Genomic DNA, 18,932 nt, shown 5'->3' on the forward strand with positions numbered 1-18,932 from the left:
CTCATGTATTCCTGTTCCGTCATCATCGTTGCCTATAATTCCTGCGACTTCATTCCGGCTTGCTTAAAGTCGGTGCGCGATGCGTGCGCCGATATCGATGCCGAAATCATCGTGTTGGACAACGGATCGAAGGAACCTATTCTTCCCGAGATAAAGAAATTCTTCCCGGAAGTCATCTGGATTGACTCCAAGGAAAACCTCGGCTTTGGTAAGGGGTGCAATCTTGCCGAAAAGCGGGCGACGAAACCGTACCTGTTCTTTATCAACCCCGACACCATTGTGTCGCGCGATTCCTTTACCAAGGTGCTCGACTTTATGGAGGTACACCCGGAATCGGGCACTGTGGGTTGTCGCATTCTGAACGAAGACGGCTCGCTCCAGTGGGCATGCCGAAGGTCTTTCCCGACGATTGTTTCGGCTGTGTCCAAGACCATCGGGCTTGCGGCGCTTTTCCCGAAGAACAAACTGCTTGCAAGCTACAACATGACGTACGCCGACCCGGATGAAGTGACCGAGGTGGACGCCATCAGTGGATCGTTCTTCGGTATCCGTCGCGATGTCTACGAAAAGCTGAATGGCTTTGACGAAGACTTTTTCATGTACGGTGAAGACCTCGACCTCTGTTTCCGTACGAAGCAGATGGGGCTCAAGAATTATTACACCCCGTCTACCAATATCCTGCATTTCAAGGGCCAGAGCTGCCGTACCCGCCGCTGGGATTCCTACCTGGATTTCTACAAGGCAATGCTCATCTTTGTGAAGAAGCACAAGGATCTTTACTTTGTCCCGAATTTCCTCGTGTCCTTCGGTATCATGTTCGCGGCTTTTGTGGGCATGTTCTCGCGCCTGATTCCGAAGTTCTGGAAGATGTTCCTGGATTTTGGCGTGATGGCGCTGTGGGCGTTTACGTTCCTGAACTATGGGAGTATTCGGTCGTATGCGTGTTTCCAGGATCCAAGCTGCCTTGAAAGTGGATGTGCCGCGACGGATACGGTTATTAAGCATTCCATTATGGATTTTGCCCAGTTCGAAGACTGGTGGCTTGTTGGTATTGTCGCTGTTATAAACTTTGTGTTCTTGATGTTCCGCGGGGAATATACGGAATCTAGCCTGAAGGGCGAAAAATTCTTGCGGTACCTTGTGCCGCTGAACCTGCTTGCGGTGGGCGGGTATGTGGCTTTCCGATACTTTACACAGGTGCCGGTCATTGAAGGCGATCTGAACTCGTTGCCCTATGATTCGTATGGGATAACGGTTTTCGTCTGCTCCAGCCTCTTTATCCCGCTGGCCCTCTTCGCATGGCGTCGCGTCGCATTCTGGATAAACTATTTCTACCGCATCTTCGCCAAGAAGCGTCACCGTTCCATTCTGCTCGGTGGCCGCGAGGATTCCCTCAGCAACTGGTTCGACAGCTATAACGTGATTCCGGGAATCGAGATTCTCGGCTGCGTGAGCGGGGAACCCGAAAAGCTTTCCGAAGAGAACCGCAAGCACCTTCTGGGCCCCCTTTCCGACATGGAATCCATTTGCGCCCGGACTGGGTGCCGCGAGCTGCTGGTAGTGTCGAATTTTTCGGGTTATCGCGAGGATTTCGACATAAAATGGCTTGATAAGCTTGGCCTGAAGGTCTATTTGCTCATCGGGAACGGAAAAAACGGCAATTTTGCCCTCGTAGACCTCAAATATCTGCGTTAGGCTTATCCATTTTCACAAAATAGAGTTATTTTTATATCAATCATAAGTGATTGATTATAAAGGCTTTATGTTCGATTATAAACTTTTGGATATTCTTTGCTGCCCTGAAACTAGGGGGAGACTCGCTGTGGCGGATGATGCCCTCCTTTCCCTCCTGAACAAGGCTATTGCTGCCGGTACGCTCAAGAACGCCGCCGGTGAGAAAATTTCTGAACCTCTGACCGAGGCCCTCGTGAACGAGGCGGGCTCCCGAGCCTATGTCGTCCGCGATGGGATTCCTGTCCTTTTGTCTGACGAAGCTGTTCTGCTTCCCTTGGAGGGATAAATGGCTGTTACTCTGGATACCCTGAAGAAGTCCATCGGCAAGAAGAAGGTCAAGTCCATGGCCTTTGCCTGGCTTGCGGACTACGAAAATATGGCGGGTGACTCGGATAACGCGCTTGCGCGTGTCGATGCCGGCCTCATGATGTATCCGGGCGATATTCCCGGCATGCTAGTCCGTAGCAAGATCTTGTTCCAGAAGGGCAATTTCGAGGAATGCATCAAGGAATGCGAAAAGGTTCTTGAAAAGGAACCGTTCTGCCTCTCTGCGCAGAAGCGCATGGGCGAGGCCTACGAACAGCTGGGTGACGAAAACGAACGTAACAAGTGCTATCGTCGCGTCCACGATATGGACCCGCTCGATACCTTCTGGAAAGAAGAATACGAGACCGTGTCCGATGTGGCTACGGGTGTTGCCGCTGGCGTTGTTGCCGGTGCCGCCGCCGATGCGATGGGCGATGCCGATTTCTCTATGCCCGATTTGGGCGATGTTTCTCAGGAATCTGCGGAGACGCTGTCCGAGACTGCGACAGACGATGCTTCTGCACAACAGCCAGCAGAAGAGGATTCCCTCTTCTCGAAGTCCCTGGATATGGACATCGATGCTCCCGCAGAAGAGACTCCGTCCGCACAGGCTGCTTCTCCCTTCTCGTCGTTTGGCGACGAGGACGATCCGTTTGCAGCACTCGCCTCGCTTGGTGGCGAAGACAATTCCGTCGAGGAATCGGCAATGGATTCGCTCCAGCAGTCGCTGAATACGGCGCTTTCGGAATCTGGCGAAGAAGTCGGAGAGCAGGGGGACATTCCTGCTGGCGAAGAAATTTCTGGACACGATGTGGGTTCAGCATTTGCAGAAATGTTTGGCGAAGAGGACGACCTGGATTCCTTCGACGATATTCCGTCAAGCAAGGCTTCTGCTCCGGCAGAACCTGCGGAACAGGCCGAATCTGCCAGCACATCGCCGTTTGCGCAGTTTGACTTGCCGACGAGCCTGGACGACGAACCGGAACAGTCGGCAGAGGATTCTGCGAAGAACGTCTTTGGCGAAGAAGTCGAGGACAAACCGCAGTCCGTGGACAGCGCCTTTAACGATATCTTTGGCGAGGATGAACTCCCCGAAGAGAAGCCTTCGACCCCTGCAGTGCCGGAAGAGAAGGTCGACCTGGATTCCTGGAGCCCCGAACCTGCCAGCGAGGGTGGTCTTTTCGAAAAGTCCGCACCTTCCGATATGGATCTAGGATCGAACGAGGAATCGCTTGAACTCGAGGAACCCGCTGTCGAGGATAAGCCCGAAGAGACGCTTGAACTTCCGGAAGAAGACAAGATGGAAGACAAGCCCCAGAGCCTGGACAGTGCCTTTGCCGATATCTTTGGCGAAGACGAACTGCCCGAGGAACTGCCGCCCGCAAAGCCTGAAGAAAAATCCTCCGATGAGTTCGACCTTTCTAACTGGACTCCCGGTGGAGCACCTGCCGAAGAGTCGGCCGAACCGGCACAGGAAGAACTTGCTGCCGAAGAACCTGCGCTTGATTTGCCCGCAGATGAGCCGGCACTTGAGTTGCCTGCCGAAGAACCTGCGCTTGAACTGCCTGCCGAAGAACCGGACGAACCGCAACCTCTGGATAGTTCCTTTGCCGATGTCTTTGGCGAAGAGGTCAAGGATTCTACGAGTGAAGATGCTGCAAAGCAGTCGCTGGAAGGCGAGGGTATTGGTATCGACAAGGCGTTTGATGCCCTGTTTGCCGAAGAGGATGAACTTCCGGAAGAACATGCCGCTCCGGCTGCCGAAGATGGCGTTACTGATAAAGTAAATACCGAAGAAACGGCTCCGGAAACTGCCGTAGACGCTTCTGCCGAAGAAGCGTTGCCGGAATCCGAGAAAGAAGAGATTGACAAGGAAGTGGGCGATGCCATTTCGTCGCTCTTTGCAAACGGCGATGACCTGCCTGTTGAAGGTGAAAAGACTGCTGCCGCCCCGACCGAAGAAGATACGGGTGCGGAAATCGAGGAAGCCCCGCTTGCCGATGCCGCTCTTGAAGCGGATCTTGACAAGTCATTCAGCAGCCTGTTCGGTGAAGACGATGCACTTGAAGAAGATGTCGCTTCTGCTGCGCCTGCCGGCGAATCGCCTACTGAAGAAACTACTGCTGAATCTCCTGCCGGATCGTCTGAGCAGCCGGCTTCCGATTCCCAGGAACTTTCGGACAAGGATAGCCTTGCATCCGAATTCTCGGGCGCATTCAACCAGCTGTTCAATACCGATGACGATGCTCTCGATGAAAAGCCTGCACCGTCTGGAAACAAGGGTGTCGACTTCCTGATGTCGGGCGATTCCGACGATGAGGTCTCTGCCGGACTCGTTGCCGACCCGACGGCACCTCTTGGCAAGTTGCCTCCCGATATCGATGAAAGCTTGAATACTCCGACACTTGCCGAAATCTATTTCGAGCAGGGCTGTTACGACAAGGCGCGCGACATTTACAAGGACTTGGCCAGCAAGGATCCTGAAAACGAGGCTATTGCCAAGCGTCTTGCCGAAATAGAGAAGGCGTACAACGCCAAGTTCGGAGGAGATTCTAATGGCTGATCTTAGAATTGAACAGTTGCTCCGCGCCATGGTCGAAAACAAGGCTTCGGACTTGCATATCCGTTCCGGCGTTCCGCCTATTTACCGTATTAATGGCTCGTTGACTAAGTTGTTCGAAACTCGCGTCGATTCGGCCATGATGGATTCCTTCATGGACGATATCATGAATCGCGACCAGAAGCAGCGCTTCGAGACGAACAAGGAATGTGACTTTGCCGTGGGCGCCCGCGACATGGGCCGTTTCCGCGTGAACGTATTCCGCCAGCGTGGTACAATCGCTATGGTTATCCGCCATATCAAGGCGAAGATCCCTGCTTTCGAAGAACTCCATTTGCCCGAAGTCATTCGCGACATGGCGCTTACGCGTCGTGGACTTGTGCTTGTTACGGGTACGACGGGTTCGGGTAAGTCGACGACGCTTGCTTCCATGCTGGATTACATCAACCAGACGGAACCGGTGAATATCATTACGGTCGAAGACCCTATCGAATACCTGTACCGCGACAACAAGGCGATTATCTCGCAGCGTGAAATCGGCGTGGATACGCTTTCTTATGCGAACGCACTGCGTGCCGCTCTCCGTCAGGACCCGGACGTGCTCCTGGTGGGCGAAATCCGTGACCTCGAGACGATGCAGATTGCGCTTACTGCGGCCGATACGGGCCACATGGTGTTTGCTACTATCCATACGACGAATGCGACGGAAACTATCCAGCGTGTGCTTTCGATGTACCCGCCGCACCAGCACGACGAAATTCGTATCCTTCTTTCTGAAGTACTTGCGGGAATCATTTCGCTGCGTCTGTTGCCGACTGCCGATGGCAAGGGCCGTGTGCCTGCTGCCGAAGTGCTCGTGAATACGGCTGCCATCAAGGAATACATCCGCGATAAGGATAAGCTTTCGATGGTGGAACATGCCATTGCCGAAGGCCACATGCAGTATCGCAGCCAGACGTTCGACCAGGCTCTGCTCGAACTCTACAGGACAGAACAGATTTCGCTGGAAACAGCCATGAATGCCGCCACGAACAAGGACGATTTCGACCTCAAGATTCGCGGTATTTCTGGCACATCCGACCGCGGCTGGATGTAGTTTTCTTTTCCCGCATTTTTTTAAGGCTCTTGAAGTATGTTTGCTTCAAGAGCAGTTTTGTTCGCTCACACAATCACTTCGTTCCAGTGTTCGCTTAACGAAACGGCTCTCTATGCAAAAAAAGAAAAGAGTGTATCTAAAAAGGAATGTACGTTGCAGGGAAAATGTTGTTTGTCTGCCCTGCGAAGCCCTTGTGATTGTTAATCCCTACGGGCTTCGCGAAAGTCGGGTAATTAATTAAACGGCTATAGATGTTGGAAATGTTTGCTTCAAGAGCCGTTTTATTTCAATGCGGGCATTTTTCGTACACGAACGGATTGTGGTCGCCCTGTACCTTGAAGATGCGGCGGTCGCGTTCGCATTCCTTTTCGGTGACGGGGTACATCTTGTCCCAGGCTTCGAAGAGTTTGCGGTCCTGGTTCGATAGCTTCACGCCATACGTCTTTTCCATGTAGAAACTTGCGCGCGCGATGATCCCACGGGCTTCTTCGCGGGGCTGCGCCTTTTTTTCCTTAAAGTCGACGATGGTCTTGCAGCCGCCGTACATCGGTTCTGGATTGTTGGTCCACTGGCTATACATGAAGTTGTTGCGGTCCCCGTTCACCTCGCCGATGGCGGGGTAGAGGTTGTGCATGTCGCCTTCCATCAGTTTGAACGTGGTGTCGTTCGCGCTGCAGTTCTTGCGACCGCCGTCCTTCCAGCAGGGCAGAAAGTGCCCCATGTTGTGGGCGGTTACCATGTGTTCCCACTCGATGCGTTCTGCCCGCTTGTAGCTTTTGCGGTTCGGGTTTTCGCGCGGCTTGAAATCGCAGCTGCTAAAGTCGACGTTCTTCTTGTCGTCGTATTTGCATCCGCAGTAAAGCGTCTCTTGCAAATCGCCGTAATATACGCGCCGCAGCTGTTTGCTTGCATCGCGGTAGTTGTAATGGTGGGGTGCTGCTGTCGGGTCTACGCGCGCTTCGGAAAATGTTGCGAAAAGCGCAATCAGGGAAAGCGAAAAAATGACGGCTCGGCGCATTGGCTTGAAAGCGTTAAACATATAGGCAATAAGGTTTGTAAAGAGGTTTCTTGAAAGTATAGTAACTATATTTGGCGCATGCAATTTGCCGGTATGGAATATCTGGAATCGCGCCTGATGTTTGGGATGGTTCCCGGGCTCGAATCGACGCGTGCGCTTTGCGATGCTCTCGGTAATCCCGAAAAAAAGTTCAAGTCTATCCATGTGGTGGGTACGAACGGGAAGGGGTCTACGAGTTACTATCTGGCAGGCATCCTTAAGGCGCACGGGCTCAAGACGGGCCTGTATGTAAGCCCGCACCTGGTGAACTTGCGGGAACGAATCCGCGTAGATGATATCCCGATTCCGGCAGAAGATTTGGACCGCTTGCTACTAAAGGTGAAGGCTGCCGCAGATTCCGTGTCGGCGGGGCGTGTTGCCGCCGGTGCATCTCCGGTTGAGCCCACGTTTTTTGAAGTCCTTACGCTGGTAGCGTTCCTCTACTATGCGGAACAAAAGATTGATGTCGCTGTGCTTGAGGCTGGCATGGGCGGCAGGCTCGACAGCACCGCTGTTGCCGGCGGCGAGATTGCCGTCGTTACAAGCATCGGGCTCGAACACACTGAAGTCCTCGGGCCTACGGAATCGGCAATCCTCCGCGAGAAGATGGGCGTTGTCGGTGAATCGCGCGAACGCGCCGCCGGGAAGCGCTTCGTTCTGGGCGGGCTTTCAAAGACGCTTCTCGACGAAGCGCTTGAGCATGCCGCCCAGCTCGGCTGTAAGTGTATCGTTCCCGAAATCCGCGAAGACATTGTGCTCCCGAACCTCGGGCACCATTACATCGAAAATGCGAGCCTTTCGCTGGCGGCAGCCGCGCAGTTTATAGACGGCGCGCAGTTTGCAACCGCCGCGCAGTTTAAATACGACGATGCCCTCGCGCTTAAGACTCTCGCGACCCGCTCGTGGGCGGGGCGCATGCAGGCGCTCATGGGCCCAGACGGCAAGGCGCGTATCATTCTGGACGGGGCTCACAATTCGCATGCCGTTCGCCGCCTGGTGGAAACCTTGGACAAGTATTACCCGGGGAAAAAGTTCCACTGCCTGTTCGGCGCCCTCAAGGACAAGGATGTAGGGGAGATGCTCAAGCTCATGGCGCCTCATGTCGCCTGCTGGCATATTACAAAGACGCCTTACCCGCGCTTCCGTGAACTTGTTGACTTGCGTAGCGAAATGCAGGCGCTTGGCCTTCCGGTATCAAGCGAAGGCGAACTTTCCCGCAGTTATCTGGACCAGGTGCTGGCTGCGCGCGACAGTTCGGCTGGCACAATGGACGGCAATGCAGATGCCCCGCTCCTGATAACGGGTAGCCTCTATATGCTTGGTGCCTGCATAGAACTTCTGAAAGATGACTTTGCGGAACTGGAGTTTTTCCGCGGGCTCGAACCCACGACAAACGAACACCGCTGACCGGCGCAAAAATGCGTCACATTTAGCGAACGACGGATTCTACGGTTCCGTCCTTGAACCTTGTGCGCAGGGTATCGCCGGACTTTAGCTGGGCAGCGTTCCTTACGAACTTTCCGCTTGCATCAAGCGTGAGCGTATAGCCCTTCGCAATGATGTTCTGCGGGTCTACGCCCTTGACCTTTGTCTCGATGAGTTCAAAACGCGTTTTCGCGAGGTCAAGAATCTTTCGCGACCCCTGCTTCAAGCCTTCCGCATTGCGGTCGACCCGTGCGAATTCATCGCGCAGTACGAACCGTGTGTCTTTCTGGAGGTTGGCGCGGATAAGGGCGTGCCTTGTCTTTTCGGCCTGGATGCGTGCGGAAACCTTTTGGCTTAGCCGTAGCCCTGCACTGTTCAGTTGCTGAGTGCAGTTGGCAAGCGTGAGCCTTGTGGCGTTTGCAATTTCCTTTGCGGTCTCTATAAGCTTGCTCCAGCTTTCCTGTGCAATTTCGACAATGCGCTTGGCACAGTCTGTGGGCGTAATGCAGTAGACTCCTGCTACCTCGTCGAGCAGGCTTCGGTCAATTTCGTGCCCGATGCCCGTGAACACCGGAATGGGGTAGTTCGCTACCGCACGGCAGAGCGCTTCGCTGTCAAAATAGTTCAGGTCCGTTTTCGCACCGCCCCCGCGCACAATGCACACGATGTCAATTTCGTCGTTGTCACGCAGGGTTTCAAGTGCATTGAGTATGCTTGCTTCTGTAGAGTTCCCCTGCATGGTGGCAAATACGGGCACGACCCTGAACTTGAAGGGCGAAGCGTCGAGCCTTGTAGTAAAATCCTTGTAGGCCGCGGTGTTTTCGCCGGTAATGAGCCCTATGCACAATGGCATCAGGGGCAGGGGGAGCATCTTGTTCTTTTCGAGCAGGCCTTCGCTTGCAAGCCTTTTCAAGATGGCCATGCGCGTGAGGGCGAGTTCTCCGAGTGTATAGACCGGGTCGATGTCGAGGATCTTTGCCTGCAGTTTTCCGCTCGGGATATAGACTTCGGCCTTGATCTGGAAACAGACCTTGAGTTGCTCCTTGATGGCAAACGGCGTTGCCGCATTTTCAGTTTTTGCGCGGAGGGCTGCAAACTGGCCGGCGAAGCAGGTGAGGTCTACGGTCGCGATGGGCTTGACATTGCCTTCTTCGAAGTCCGCGATGCTGATGTAGACGACTTTGCCCTTTTCTATGAGGCGCGTGATTACCCCGTGCACCCAAACTGCCGGCGTTTCGGCAAGCTTGTTCCGGATAGACGTCATGTATTGCATGACTGAGAATGTGCGAACGGGCTGGTCCATGGTGTAAAGAAGAATAGTAAAATTTGTGATAAGTTGAAAAAAGAAATTTCAGGAAAATCTTCCATTTGCGATGTAAATTCGCTTTTACAACAAAATGATGGGAGGGATGGAGTAAATCTAAATTAATAGTTTATATTTATTATATGAGAATTTATAATGAAGTAAAGAAATTTTTGATTTGTATTATAATAAGTGGTCTTTGTTTGGCAACTCAATCTTTTGCCATAATCGTTGAGTTTAAGGATGAGCAAATTAATAATTCTTCAATGCTGGCTCTTCGAATGAGAGTTGTTAATGAAAGCAGTGTTACGCATAAGAATGTAAAACTGCGCTATATTTTCTCGTATAATGTTGATAAACAAGTTGTTTTGGATTCTGGATATACGGCTGGAGCACATGTGACTCTTCAAATGGTGAATGATTCACTTGGATATATAGAAATTTCAATAGATTCGATTAATCAAGGCTATTTCCCAAATAGTTCTGGCTTTTATCAAGGACTTCACTATTCAGATTGGAGCGAAATAGGGAAACAGAGTCATCCAAGTTATAAGGGGAAATATAGTTTTGTAGAAAATGAGAATATTCTAGTGTATGAACATGGCTCCTTGATTTATGGAAATGAAAATATTTTGCCTAAGCCTAGATTAAAATTAAAAATTATTGGTTTTCAGCCAGAAGGAAATGCTTGGCTGGAAATAAAAAATTTTGAAAAGGATAAAATTTCTCTAGAGAATATAACGATTACAGGAAAAGATTCTGTGGAACATGCGCTGGGATTTGTTTCTCTAGATTCTATGGGTATTCTTCGTATTTGTAAAAATGATTCTGCGTGTTATGGTGCTGACAATAAAATTATTTTGCCTGATTTTGCGTGGGGGCGCATTGGTGAGGCTTTGTTGAAAAAAGATTCGATTTTGCTTTCGTATGTGCCTTGGGGTGATGAGGGCGAGTTTGCAGAAAAGGCTGTTGCTGCCGGGATTTGGAAAAATGTTGAGGATTTTTTTCCGTCATCTATGTGGGTGGAATTTTATCCAGTAGAGTATAAAAAAAATGTATTCTTTCGTATATGTGAAAATTCGAGCGGAAAACAAACTAATGATTGGTTTAGCTTTACAGATAGAGACAAGCCTATTTCGAATCAAAAAATTCCATTACCAATAAAATTATCAATGAATAAACCTCAAAATTACAGATTGACAGAGAATGATTCGGCAAAATTTGAGTGGTTGCCTGTAGAGCGTGCTTCTAAATATAGAATTGTTATACGAGATTCTGAGAAACAAATCATCTATGAAGAGGAAACGGAAAAAACGTCTGTTAAGGTGTCTTTGTCGGATGGAAACTATTCTTGGCTTGTATATTGTGGAGAGTATATAGATGGGGATGGAGATATTCTAATAAATGGAAGAGATGATGGATTTGTTGATGAACAGAATATGTTGTTGCTTTCTAAAAATATAGATTTAAATACATGGGGGGCTTTGGCTATTGATACGATAAAGGGATATAAGGATTCAAAATTTCTTTTCTTGGGGTATGGTCAAGATGCTCTTGAGTATAAGTGGGATGCCATTCATGCAGATATGCCAGAAGCAAGCAATGCTTATCGATGTTGGCTAGTTGCTGCACAAATAATGAATCATGTTTATGGAGGCAATGTTACTCAAGATGAAATATTGTTTGCGACTCGTTTTAATAATGATGAACCTCTTGTTTCTCCTTTTTTCCCCATAGGAGCAGATTCTGTAGATAGATTAAAAGCCCTTAGATTTGCGTTACAGACGGACAGCATAACTCAGTATGGGGGAACCCCGTCATATAGTATTGTAAAAAAAGAGATAGATCAAGGTCGGCCTATATATGTTTCGTCTGTTTATTGGTCTGGTAGCGATTCTAAATATAAGGATCATGCGATGGTTATTTATGGGTATGTTGGAAAATCAGATAATTATGCTTTTTTATATGCATTCGGTAATAATTATGGCTTTTTAACAAATTCTGTGGGGAAAACGGATTCGATTTCAGAATATCTTTTGGTAAAAGCAACAAAAGGCTCCGTTGCAATGCATGATTCTAGATTGGATATGGATTCTGATGGTGATGGTATTACGGATTTTGATGAAATTGAAAGATTTGGTACAAATCCTTATAGCATTGATTCGGATGGGGATGGAATGGATGATAAAAAGGAAATTTTTGACTACACTATCAAATCCAAATATGATAAAAAAATAGATATGACGTTCCCTGATCGTGCACAGACTGTTATGTCTAAAATCGCAAAAAAATCAAATGAAGATGGTGATGAATTTCGGAAAGAATCTGATAATGATGACAATGGTGATGGAATTAATGATGGCTTAGAAGGAAACGTGAATTTTCAAATAGATAATATGGATGTCCCATTAGATTACACTCTTTTTGCAAGAAGTCATCTTGTGTTAAATGATGGTGTTAAATGCTTTGATTTAGACGTCAAAAATAATATATTATGTCGAGTTGGAGTTGGGGGGGGGAATAATTTTTCATATAACTCGCAACAAACATTCTTTTTGATGGGAGTCAATTCGCGTATAGGTAATGCTGATGTTCGACTTCCTATTCTTGAGTCTGGACGGGCATTCTTGCGTAATTCTGCAATTATTCAAGGCGACTTGAATTTGCATATTCTTACTGCGGGAACGCAACCACATACTGTAGCTGAACTCGGTCAGGACGAACCATATTTGGTAAGGCAAAGTAATGTGTTGATTGGTGGAAATATTAATTTAAAATATTACGAATATTATGGAAGTAACGATGACTGGAAAGGAAATTACCAGTGCAATTTGTCGAAATTTTATGATGTGCCCAATATGGGAAACAAGAGTGTTGATGGAGGTTCTTTCTTATTGACAAACGGTGCTTCGTATAGTTCATTGAAGATTCAAGGTAATTCAAGGTTGATAATTCCTCCAGGGGAGTTTTACATTGATTCCCTCTTGCAAATAGAATCGGGAACAAGAATAGAATTCTTGAATCCTGGAGAATCTTCAATTATTCATTTGAATGGCAAATTAATTTGGCGCCCACAAAATGATATTTCCTTGTCGGATGCCGCTTATTGGACAAATGTAGCAAGAGGCTTTAAATTGATTCAGCATTCTTCGGAATACATGCTTATTGAAGGTTTTTTTGGTGGAACGATTTATGCTCCGTTATCAGAGTTGATATTGGGACAGGTTAATAAAAAAATTTATGGAAGATTCCTTGCGAAGGATATTACAGTTCATCAATATGCAGAAGTATTTCGTGTGGATTATGATCCTATTTCGGAACAATCGTATGCAATAAGGAGTCTAAAATGAAAAAATGTTTAGCATTGCTTTTGTCTTTATTCTCGTTATGTTTGGCTGAACAAAAGTCAATCTTTGTGCAAGTGCCTCCAATGCGAAACTGGATTGCCGATGCTCCAGTTATAATTGATAATGAAGATGGAATTGCTCGTCAGATGCAAGATGCTGGTGGTAATGGCTGGTATAGTTATTCGTGGAGTATAGAGAATATTCCAGATGAATTTTTTATTTATTCTGCCATAGATAAATTATTTCAACATCCCATCGGAGTGCGTAGTTATGATAGCGACGGTGAACAGGTCCCAATTATGTTTAAGTCGCTTGTAGAATCCTTTCCTGAAAATGATTCTTTTTGGTATATACTTGATAGTGCATGTTGGAATGATAAAAATGATGGCGGTCTTTATACCATTGATATGCGTGGGAGAGAAGTGTGCTATGGAAACGATTATCTTGCTGATGGTTCTACGGTTTTGTATGTTCTTGTTCCTGATTATAAGGAATGGATTGATGAAACTCCTGTTGTAGTTGATTCTGCAAATCACGATTATCGAAAGGTTATGTTTCCAGATAAGGATAGCTATGCAGGATGGTTTTATTACAAATGGGAAGATGATGAATGGGTTCCTGAGAACCTGCTTATTTATGCCCAAAGTGATAGTTTGCTGGAACGCCCAATAGGCTTGAATGGGTTTGCTTATGGAGAGACTGTATTGCAGTCGCTCTCGCTTGGCTGGAGAACGCTGTACTTTTATCCAGATATGAATTATGAGTGTGAACCGCAGTGCTGTGGTGAACGTGAAATAAAGCGAATCTCTAGATATGATATAAGAAATTATTGTTCGTTACAGTGGCACTGCTTGAAAGACGATTTTAAACCTTCCTATTACTTCTATTTTGAACCATCTGCGGTTGTTTTTTCTGTCTATGATAGAAATGATTCGCTTGTTGTGCCGGAACACCAATCGGTTGATTCTACAGAAATTGTGTATACAGACGGAAAAACAGTGGTTCTTGGAAATAAAATTCCATTGGCTGATGGTGATTATGTTTTAAAGTATTCCTTTTATCGTTATGGAACAGTTGTTGATGGACGGTTTAAATTTGCTGTGAAGAATGGCGAAAGAGTTGACCAGTCCGGAGTTTATGCAACGAGGAATATATCGCAATCCAATGTTCTGGTGTCTGGACGGAAGTTGCTTATTTCCGATAAAAATCATGACGAATATGCTGTTTTTAATCCGATGGGAACAATTATTGCTCGCGGGATGACTGAGGGGACTGTTTCTATACCGCTATTTGCTTCAGGATTGTATTTGGTCAGGATTGGTGGAGAAATTAGACGGATATTTGTGAAATGATTCCCAGGATTATTAAATAATTTACGAATAGTACTGATCTGTTTTACATATTTTGTATAGATTATATAGGAAATTGTCATGGATCGCTTATTTTTTGTTGCCTTGACCTGTGCCACAATGCTTGTTGTCTGTGGTGATAATAGTAACAACCCTGCTTCGGGCGGGGAAGATTCTCCGTCTACACCGTTTGGGGGCTCGTCCCGCTATGGGACCATGATGGGATGCGCGTGATGGTCAGACCCATAAGACTATTCAGAATGACGACCAGATCTGGATGGCCGAAAACCTCAGGTACGAAGTTCCTACTGGGAACAGTGCGTTCTATGAGAATAATCCCAATTCGAAGTACGGGCGTCTATACACTTGGGCTGGTGCCGTAGGCAAAACAAATGATGAATGCGGTTTCGGGCACCTTTGCGAACTTTCTGGTAGGGTGCAGGGCGCATGCCCCACGGGTTGGCACCTTCCTTCGAGGGAAGAACTCGAGATGCTTGTCGCTGCGGTCGGTGATACTTCCGATGCGGGCACTAAGCTCAAGTCCAAGAGTGGGTGGGACTCCGAAGGCAATGGAACCGATGAATTTGGGTTCTCCATGGTCCCGGCGGGCTATATCGGGCTTGACGAAACGGATATTCCATCCGCTGCGTTAAAGATGAGTAAAATTTTTATTACTTGTTTTTGATAAATTATTAAAAAAGAGCGTAAGAAAAGTATTTACTTATATGTGATGGCCTGTTCGCAGGCCTCTTTGTTATATTTATTCACGATTGGTTTAACCTTATAAGGAGTATTCGATGAAATACAGAATTTTTGCAGCGGGCCTAGCCGTTACGGCGCTCGCATTCCTGTCCGGCTGTGCTGGTAGCGTAAACGCCTCCAAGTCGATTGAATTTGCCGACGCCAACAAGACTATTGCCGAAGAGGTGAAGGCTGACGCCTCCCAGATGGAATCGGCTAACGCAAAGCTTGATTCTGCAAAGGCCTTGCAGGCCGATGGCGAAGAAGAGGAAGCTGCCGCCCTCGCTGAACAGAGCACCCTTGAATACAGGCTTGCTGTTGCAAACGCTGAACGCGATGCCGCCAAGAAGGAAGACGAACGTGTCGAAAAGGAACTTCGTGGTGATGTCGAAAGAAAACTCATTTACCAGAGCATCCTTGATAAGGAAGTTAAGAATGGAGGGGCCAAGTAATGAAGATGAAGAATTTGTTTGCCATTAGCGCATTTGCCGCTTCTTTCTGCTTTGCTGCAGAAGAGACTGCCCCGGCTGCCGAGGCCGCCGAAGTTGCTGAACCGAGTGCTGTTGAGACCTGCAAGGCCTCGATCGATGCCGCCTCCAAGGACATTCCTGCGAACGCCATTGCGGCAAAGTATTCCCTTGCCGCTGCCAAGGCGACTCTTGCCGATTTGGATGCCGCCAATAACGACGATCCGGAATCTGAAAAGACCGCGGCCCTTGCCGCCAAGTGCGATATCTATGCAAAGATTATTGCTGCTCAGGTTGAAACCCAGAAGCTGCGCAACCATACCGCCGAGAACTGGGAAAAGCGTGCCGCCACGGCCCGCTCCATCGAAGCTATCCAGGAACAGATTGGCCAGGCCCGTAGCGGTAAGGTGAACGACCTCGAAGCCGAAAAGGCCAAGATGAAGGACCAGGAAGCCCGCCTCCAGGCCGAAATGCAGCAGAATCAGGAAAAGTTCCAGGCTGAAGCTGCCGCCAAGGAAGCCGCCCTCAAGGCTGCCAACGAACGCGAAGCCAACCTCCAGAAGCAGCAGGCCGACTTGCAGAAGCAACAGGCTGACCTGCAGAAGCAGCTCGAGGCCGAAAAGAAGGCCCTCGCTGAGGAACGCGCCAAGGCCGAAGCCCGCCAGGCCGAAGCCATGAACAAGCTGAACGAACTCCAGTCCAAGCTCATCCAGGTGACGAAGGACGCCCGCGGTATTATCCTGTCCATGTCCGACATCCTGTTCGACGTGAACAAGGCTTCCCTCAAGGCCGACCTCAAGACGAGCCTTGCTAAGGTTGCCGGTATCCTTTCTGTGTACCAGCAGTTCAACGTCTCCATCGAAGGTAACACCGACAACACGGGTTCCGAAGAGCACAACATGAAGCTCTCGCAGCAGCGTGCCGACAACGTGATGAAGTTCCTCGTGGACCAGGGAATTGACGCTAGCCGCCTTACCGCCAAGGGTCTCGGCATGAGCATGCCGATTGCCGACAACAAGACGAAGGAAGGCCGCCAGAAGAACCGCCGCGTGGACCTCGTCATTCAGGACAAGGCCCTGCAGCAGAACGCCGAACCGGCAGCAGCACCTGCTGAACCGGCCGCCGCTCCGGCAGCAGCTCCTGAGGCTAAGTAACCGATGGCAAAGACCGTCACCGCCATGGAGGCGAGGCAGAATTTCGGCAACTTGCTGAATCAGGTCTCGCTCTCGCAAGAAGAAATCGTGATTGAGCGTGCGGGCAAGCCGCTCGCGCGTCTCGTGAACGTTTCCTCTGCGCGTTCCGGCGGTGAACTGGACTTCCGCGATATCGGCAAGCTTCCGAACGGTATATGGGAGGAGCGCTAGGTTGCGGGCATCCCGAGGCCGGCCCCTTGCCATTTCACCCGAAACTTTGTATATTCTATAGCATGAGAAAGATCCTTAACCTTCGACTTCTACTTTGCATCGCGCACGGAGCGAGGTTTTAGGCTATTTCATTTTGAATAGGAATTAACTTAAAGGGCCCGCTTCCGTGACGAAGCGGGTTCTTTTTTATGGCAAAATGCTATTTTTGAACAGGAAAAAGAACTTTGCGGCGCATGGAAGCCGGCAAGGAGATAAAAAATGAACGAGAATAACGCAAGACAACCCTTCTTTTACGATGTCACCCTGCGTGACGGCAACCAGGCGCTCCCGAAGCCCTGGAACAACGCCCAGAAAAAGGACGTTTACCTGCAGCTGCTCAAACTCGGCGTGCAGGGTGCCGAAGTCGGCTTCCCGGCTTCGTCCGAGATGGATTTTGAATCGTGCAAGGAACTGGCGCAGCTCACCGCGAAGATGGCCGAGGAAGGCGACGAGGTGGCAAAGCGCGTGGTTGTCTCGGGCCTGGCCCGCTGTGTGGAAAGTGATATCCAGCGCTGCTGGGAGGCGGTTCAGTTTGCGCCGCACCCGCGAATCCATATCTTCCTTGCGACAAGCCAGCTCTCGATGGAGCACGTGTTGCACCTGACCCCTGAACAGGTCAAGGAAAAGGCGGTTCACTGCGTGAAGTTTGCGAAGTCGCTCGTGGGCGACAAGGGCGATGTGGAATTCAGTGCCGAGCATTTCGGTGACTGCCTCGAGAACATGGATTTTGTGATTGACGTGCTGAAGGCCGTGGTCGAAGCCGGTGCGACGACCATCAACCTGCCGAACACGGTGGAACGCTACCGCCCGTTGCTGTACGTGAACCAGATCAAGCAGGTGTACGAGGCGCTGCCGAAGGACATCACGATTTCGGTGCACTGCCACAACGACCTGGGCATGGCGACTGCCGCCACGGTCGAAAGTTTCTTTGTTGGCGCAACCCAGCTGGAAGTTGCCCTGAACGGCCTGGGTGAACGCTGCGGCAACACGAACTTCTACGAAGTCGCGGTCGCTCTGCACAATTCCGGCGTAGAGACCGGCCTGCACATGGAACGCATTTACGAAACGGCCATCTTGATTTCCCAGTGGTCGGGTATCAGCATTTACTCCCGCGCTCCGCTGATCGGTGCCGAAGCCATCGTGCACCGTAGCGGCATCCACCAGGATGGCGCCTCCAAGACGAAGGACATGAAGAAGGGCGCCTACCGCCCCATCGACTACTCCATCATCGGCCGCCACCAGAACGACGCCCTGAGCTTCACGAGCCAGAGCGGGCGTACCGCCGTGTACGAGATTATCACGAAGTTCGGCTACAAGATGACGCTCGCCGAAGCCGCCGAACTGCAGCCGGTGTTGAAGGCCTGCAGCGAAAAGGAAGGCGAACTCAGCGCCGAACGCGTGCTGGACGTGTTCCGCGAGCAGCGCGTGAACGTGAACGGCCGCCTGGTGTTCAACAACATCGAGGTCATCCCCGACGAGAACCGCTTCATTTTCCACTTCAAGAAGGACGGCGAACCGCTGGTGAGGTCCATTACGGCGGAAGGCCCGATCGAGGCCGCCCTCATGCTCATGCGCGAAATCGGCATGCCGGTGGAACTCGTCAAATACCGCCAGCTCGTGGTGCCCGAGAAGGACAAGCTGTGGGCGGGCCGCGGGCTTAGCCGCGTGCAGCTGAAGGCGAACGGAGCCGAGGTGGAAGGTCGCGGCGTCTCTAGCGATACGCTCAAGGCCAACATGCGCGCCATCTTCGGCGGCGTGAACCTCTTGTACAAGAAATAATCCGGAGTCTCCATGCTCGAACAACTGAAACGCCCATTTAAAAAGCACTACGAAAAGTACCGTTCCAAGGTGGAAGGCTTTGTAGGGCCGGTCAAGGAATCGGCGTCGAAGTTGCTCGCGATGATCCCGAAGGGGGAGGCTTTCGCGGGTTCCGAAGATTTGGGCCAGGAATCCGATGGTTCCACTTCCGGCGGCAAGCCCGGATTGCTTGCCAAACTCAAGAGTTTCAAGCAGTCGCTCAAGGGCCTTTCCGATTTCCAGAAGTTGATTCTCCTGACGATTGCAGTCGTGCTCCCTGCGGGCATCCTCATCGCGGTGGCGCTCGCAAGCATGCTGAAACGCAAGAAGTAGTTTTTTTGTTGTAA

General features: G+C 49.7%; 14 protein-coding genes and 1 pseudogene. 13 read left to right on the plus strand and 2 right to left on the minus strand.

The features are described 5' to 3' along the window. The first annotated feature begins 3 nt into the window (after positions 1-3). The 4 genes from B7994_RS03850 to B7994_RS03865 all read left to right on the plus strand — a co-directional run bounded on the left by B7994_RS03850 (position 4) and on the right by B7994_RS03865 (position 5,696). A complete protein-coding gene (locus B7994_RS03850; protein ID WP_088637134.1) occupies positions 4-1,695 on the plus strand; it encodes a glycosyltransferase family 2 protein in 1,692 nt (563 codons plus the stop codon). Between the two features lie 67 nt (positions 1,696-1,762). After that, entirely contained in the window at positions 1,763-2,020 is a 258-nt protein-coding gene (locus tag B7994_RS03855; protein WP_088637228.1) for a Trm112 family protein, read from the plus strand. Beyond that, positions 2,021-4,603 (plus strand): hypothetical protein, encoded by a 2,583-nt coding sequence (locus B7994_RS03860; RefSeq protein ID WP_088637135.1) that lies wholly within the window; start codon positions 2,021-2,023, stop codon positions 4,601-4,603. Continuing rightward, a complete protein-coding gene (locus tag B7994_RS03865; protein WP_088637136.1) occupies positions 4,596-5,696 on the plus strand; it encodes a type IV pilus twitching motility protein PilT in 1,101 nt (366 codons plus the stop codon). Before B7994_RS03860 ends, B7994_RS03865 begins: the two co-directional genes overlap by 8 nt. A 286-nt stretch (positions 5,697-5,982) precedes the next feature. On the opposite strand, the gene B7994_RS03870 is transcribed toward B7994_RS03865, so the two are convergent. Continuing rightward, complete coding sequence (locus tag B7994_RS03870; RefSeq protein WP_088637229.1) at positions 5,983-6,714, minus strand: endonuclease; 732 nt, start codon at positions 6,712-6,714, stop codon at positions 5,983-5,985. A 78-nt stretch (positions 6,715-6,792) separates the two neighbouring features. Here B7994_RS03870 and B7994_RS03875 point away from each other — a divergent pair, with 78 nt between their 5' ends. Next, on the plus strand, positions 6,793-8,160 hold the full coding sequence (locus B7994_RS03875; protein WP_088637137.1) for a folylpolyglutamate synthase/dihydrofolate synthase family protein: 1,368 nt from the start codon (positions 6,793-6,795) through the stop codon (positions 8,158-8,160). 22 nt (positions 8,161-8,182) lie between these two features. Here the strand turns inward: B7994_RS03875 and xseA are convergent, their stop codons facing one another. Then, positions 8,183-9,451 carry an exodeoxyribonuclease VII large subunit gene (gene xseA / locus B7994_RS03880; RefSeq protein ID WP_233142998.1) on the minus strand — a complete coding sequence of 423 codons (1,269 nt, stop codon included), beginning with the start codon at positions 9,449-9,451 and terminating at the stop codon, positions 8,183-8,185. Positions 9,452-9,624: 173 nt separating this feature from the next. Between xseA and B7994_RS03885 the strand changes: the two genes are divergently transcribed. The 8 genes and pseudogenes from B7994_RS03885 to B7994_RS03920 all read left to right on the plus strand — a co-directional run bounded on the left by B7994_RS03885 (position 9,625) and on the right by B7994_RS03920 (position 18,918). Then, on the plus strand, positions 9,625-12,831 hold the full coding sequence (locus B7994_RS03885) for a hypothetical protein (protein WP_144063736.1): 3,207 nt from the start codon (positions 9,625-9,627) through the stop codon (positions 12,829-12,831). Beyond that, positions 12,828-14,180 (plus strand): hypothetical protein, encoded by a 1,353-nt coding sequence (locus B7994_RS03890; RefSeq protein ID WP_144063737.1) that lies wholly within the window; start codon positions 12,828-12,830, stop codon positions 14,178-14,180. The genes B7994_RS03885 and B7994_RS03890 overlap by 4 nt, the downstream gene beginning before the upstream one ends. Positions 14,181-14,412: 232 nt before the next feature. Then, positions 14,413-14,862: pseudogene (locus tag B7994_RS03895) on the plus strand (FISUMP domain-containing protein); the annotation flags it as partial. A gap of 112 nt (positions 14,863-14,974) precedes the next feature. Next, positions 14,975-15,370: a DUF4398 domain-containing protein gene (locus tag B7994_RS03900; protein WP_088637142.1), complete on the plus strand. Its 396-nt coding sequence runs from the start codon at positions 14,975-14,977 to the stop codon at positions 15,368-15,370. Beyond that, the gene (locus B7994_RS03905; protein ID WP_233142999.1) at positions 15,370-16,539 is read left to right on the plus strand and encodes an OmpA family protein; all 1,170 of its coding nucleotides are present in this window, start codon (positions 15,370-15,372) and stop codon (positions 16,537-16,539) included. Before B7994_RS03900 ends, B7994_RS03905 begins: the two co-directional genes overlap by 1 nt. Positions 16,540-16,542: 3 nt before the next feature. Further along, a complete protein-coding gene (locus tag B7994_RS03910) occupies positions 16,543-16,749 on the plus strand; it encodes a type II toxin-antitoxin system Phd/YefM family antitoxin (protein WP_072811333.1) in 207 nt (68 codons plus the stop codon). 258 nt (positions 16,750-17,007) lie between these two features. Next, a complete protein-coding gene (leuA2, locus tag B7994_RS03915) occupies positions 17,008-18,567 on the plus strand; it encodes a 2-isopropylmalate synthase LeuA2 (RefSeq protein WP_088637143.1) in 1,560 nt (519 codons plus the stop codon). Positions 18,568-18,579: 12 nt separating this feature from the next. Next, complete coding sequence (locus B7994_RS03920; protein WP_088637144.1) at positions 18,580-18,918, plus strand: hypothetical protein; 339 nt, start codon at positions 18,580-18,582, stop codon at positions 18,916-18,918. Positions 18,919-18,932: the final 14 nt, after the last annotated feature.

Source organism: Fibrobacter sp. UWR2, assembly GCF_002210285.1.
Classification (GTDB): domain Bacteria; phylum Fibrobacterota; class Fibrobacteria; order Fibrobacterales; family Fibrobacteraceae; genus Fibrobacter.

Bases quoted from the DNA above. Each gene is read 5' to 3' on its own strand.
- B7994_RS03905 (WP_233142999.1), top strand. From the start codon at position 15,370: ATGAAGATGAAGAATTTGTTTGCCATTAGCGCATTTGCCGCTTCTTTC.
- leuA2 (WP_088637143.1), top strand. From the start codon at position 17,008: ATGAACGAGAATAACGCAAGACAACCCTTCTTTTACGATGTCACCCTG.
- B7994_RS03890 (WP_144063737.1), top strand. From the start codon at position 12,828: ATGAAAAAATGTTTAGCATTGCTTTTGTCTTTATTCTCGTTATGTTTG.
- B7994_RS03900 (WP_088637142.1), top strand. From the start codon at position 14,975: ATGAAATACAGAATTTTTGCAGCGGGCCTAGCCGTTACGGCGCTCGCA.
- B7994_RS03885 (WP_144063736.1), top strand. From the start codon at position 9,625: ATGAGAATTTATAATGAAGTAAAGAAATTTTTGATTTGTATTATAATA.
- B7994_RS03920 (WP_088637144.1), top strand. From the start codon at position 18,580: ATGCTCGAACAACTGAAACGCCCATTTAAAAAGCACTACGAAAAGTAC.
- xseA (WP_233142998.1), bottom strand. From the start codon at position 9,451: ATGCAATACATGACGTCTATCCGGAACAAGCTTGCCGAAACGCCGGCA.
- B7994_RS03860 (WP_088637135.1), top strand. From the start codon at position 2,021: ATGGCTGTTACTCTGGATACCCTGAAGAAGTCCATCGGCAAGAAGAAG.
- B7994_RS03850 (WP_088637134.1), top strand. From the start codon at position 4: ATGTATTCCTGTTCCGTCATCATCGTTGCCTATAATTCCTGCGACTTC.
- B7994_RS03855 (WP_088637228.1), top strand. From the start codon at position 1,763: ATGTTCGATTATAAACTTTTGGATATTCTTTGCTGCCCTGAAACTAGG.
- B7994_RS03910 (WP_072811333.1), top strand. From the start codon at position 16,543: ATGGCAAAGACCGTCACCGCCATGGAGGCGAGGCAGAATTTCGGCAAC.
- B7994_RS03875 (WP_088637137.1), top strand. From the start codon at position 6,793: ATGCAATTTGCCGGTATGGAATATCTGGAATCGCGCCTGATGTTTGGG.
- B7994_RS03870 (WP_088637229.1), bottom strand. From the start codon at position 6,714: ATGCGCCGAGCCGTCATTTTTTCGCTTTCCCTGATTGCGCTTTTCGCA.
- B7994_RS03865 (WP_088637136.1), top strand. From the start codon at position 4,596: ATGGCTGATCTTAGAATTGAACAGTTGCTCCGCGCCATGGTCGAAAAC.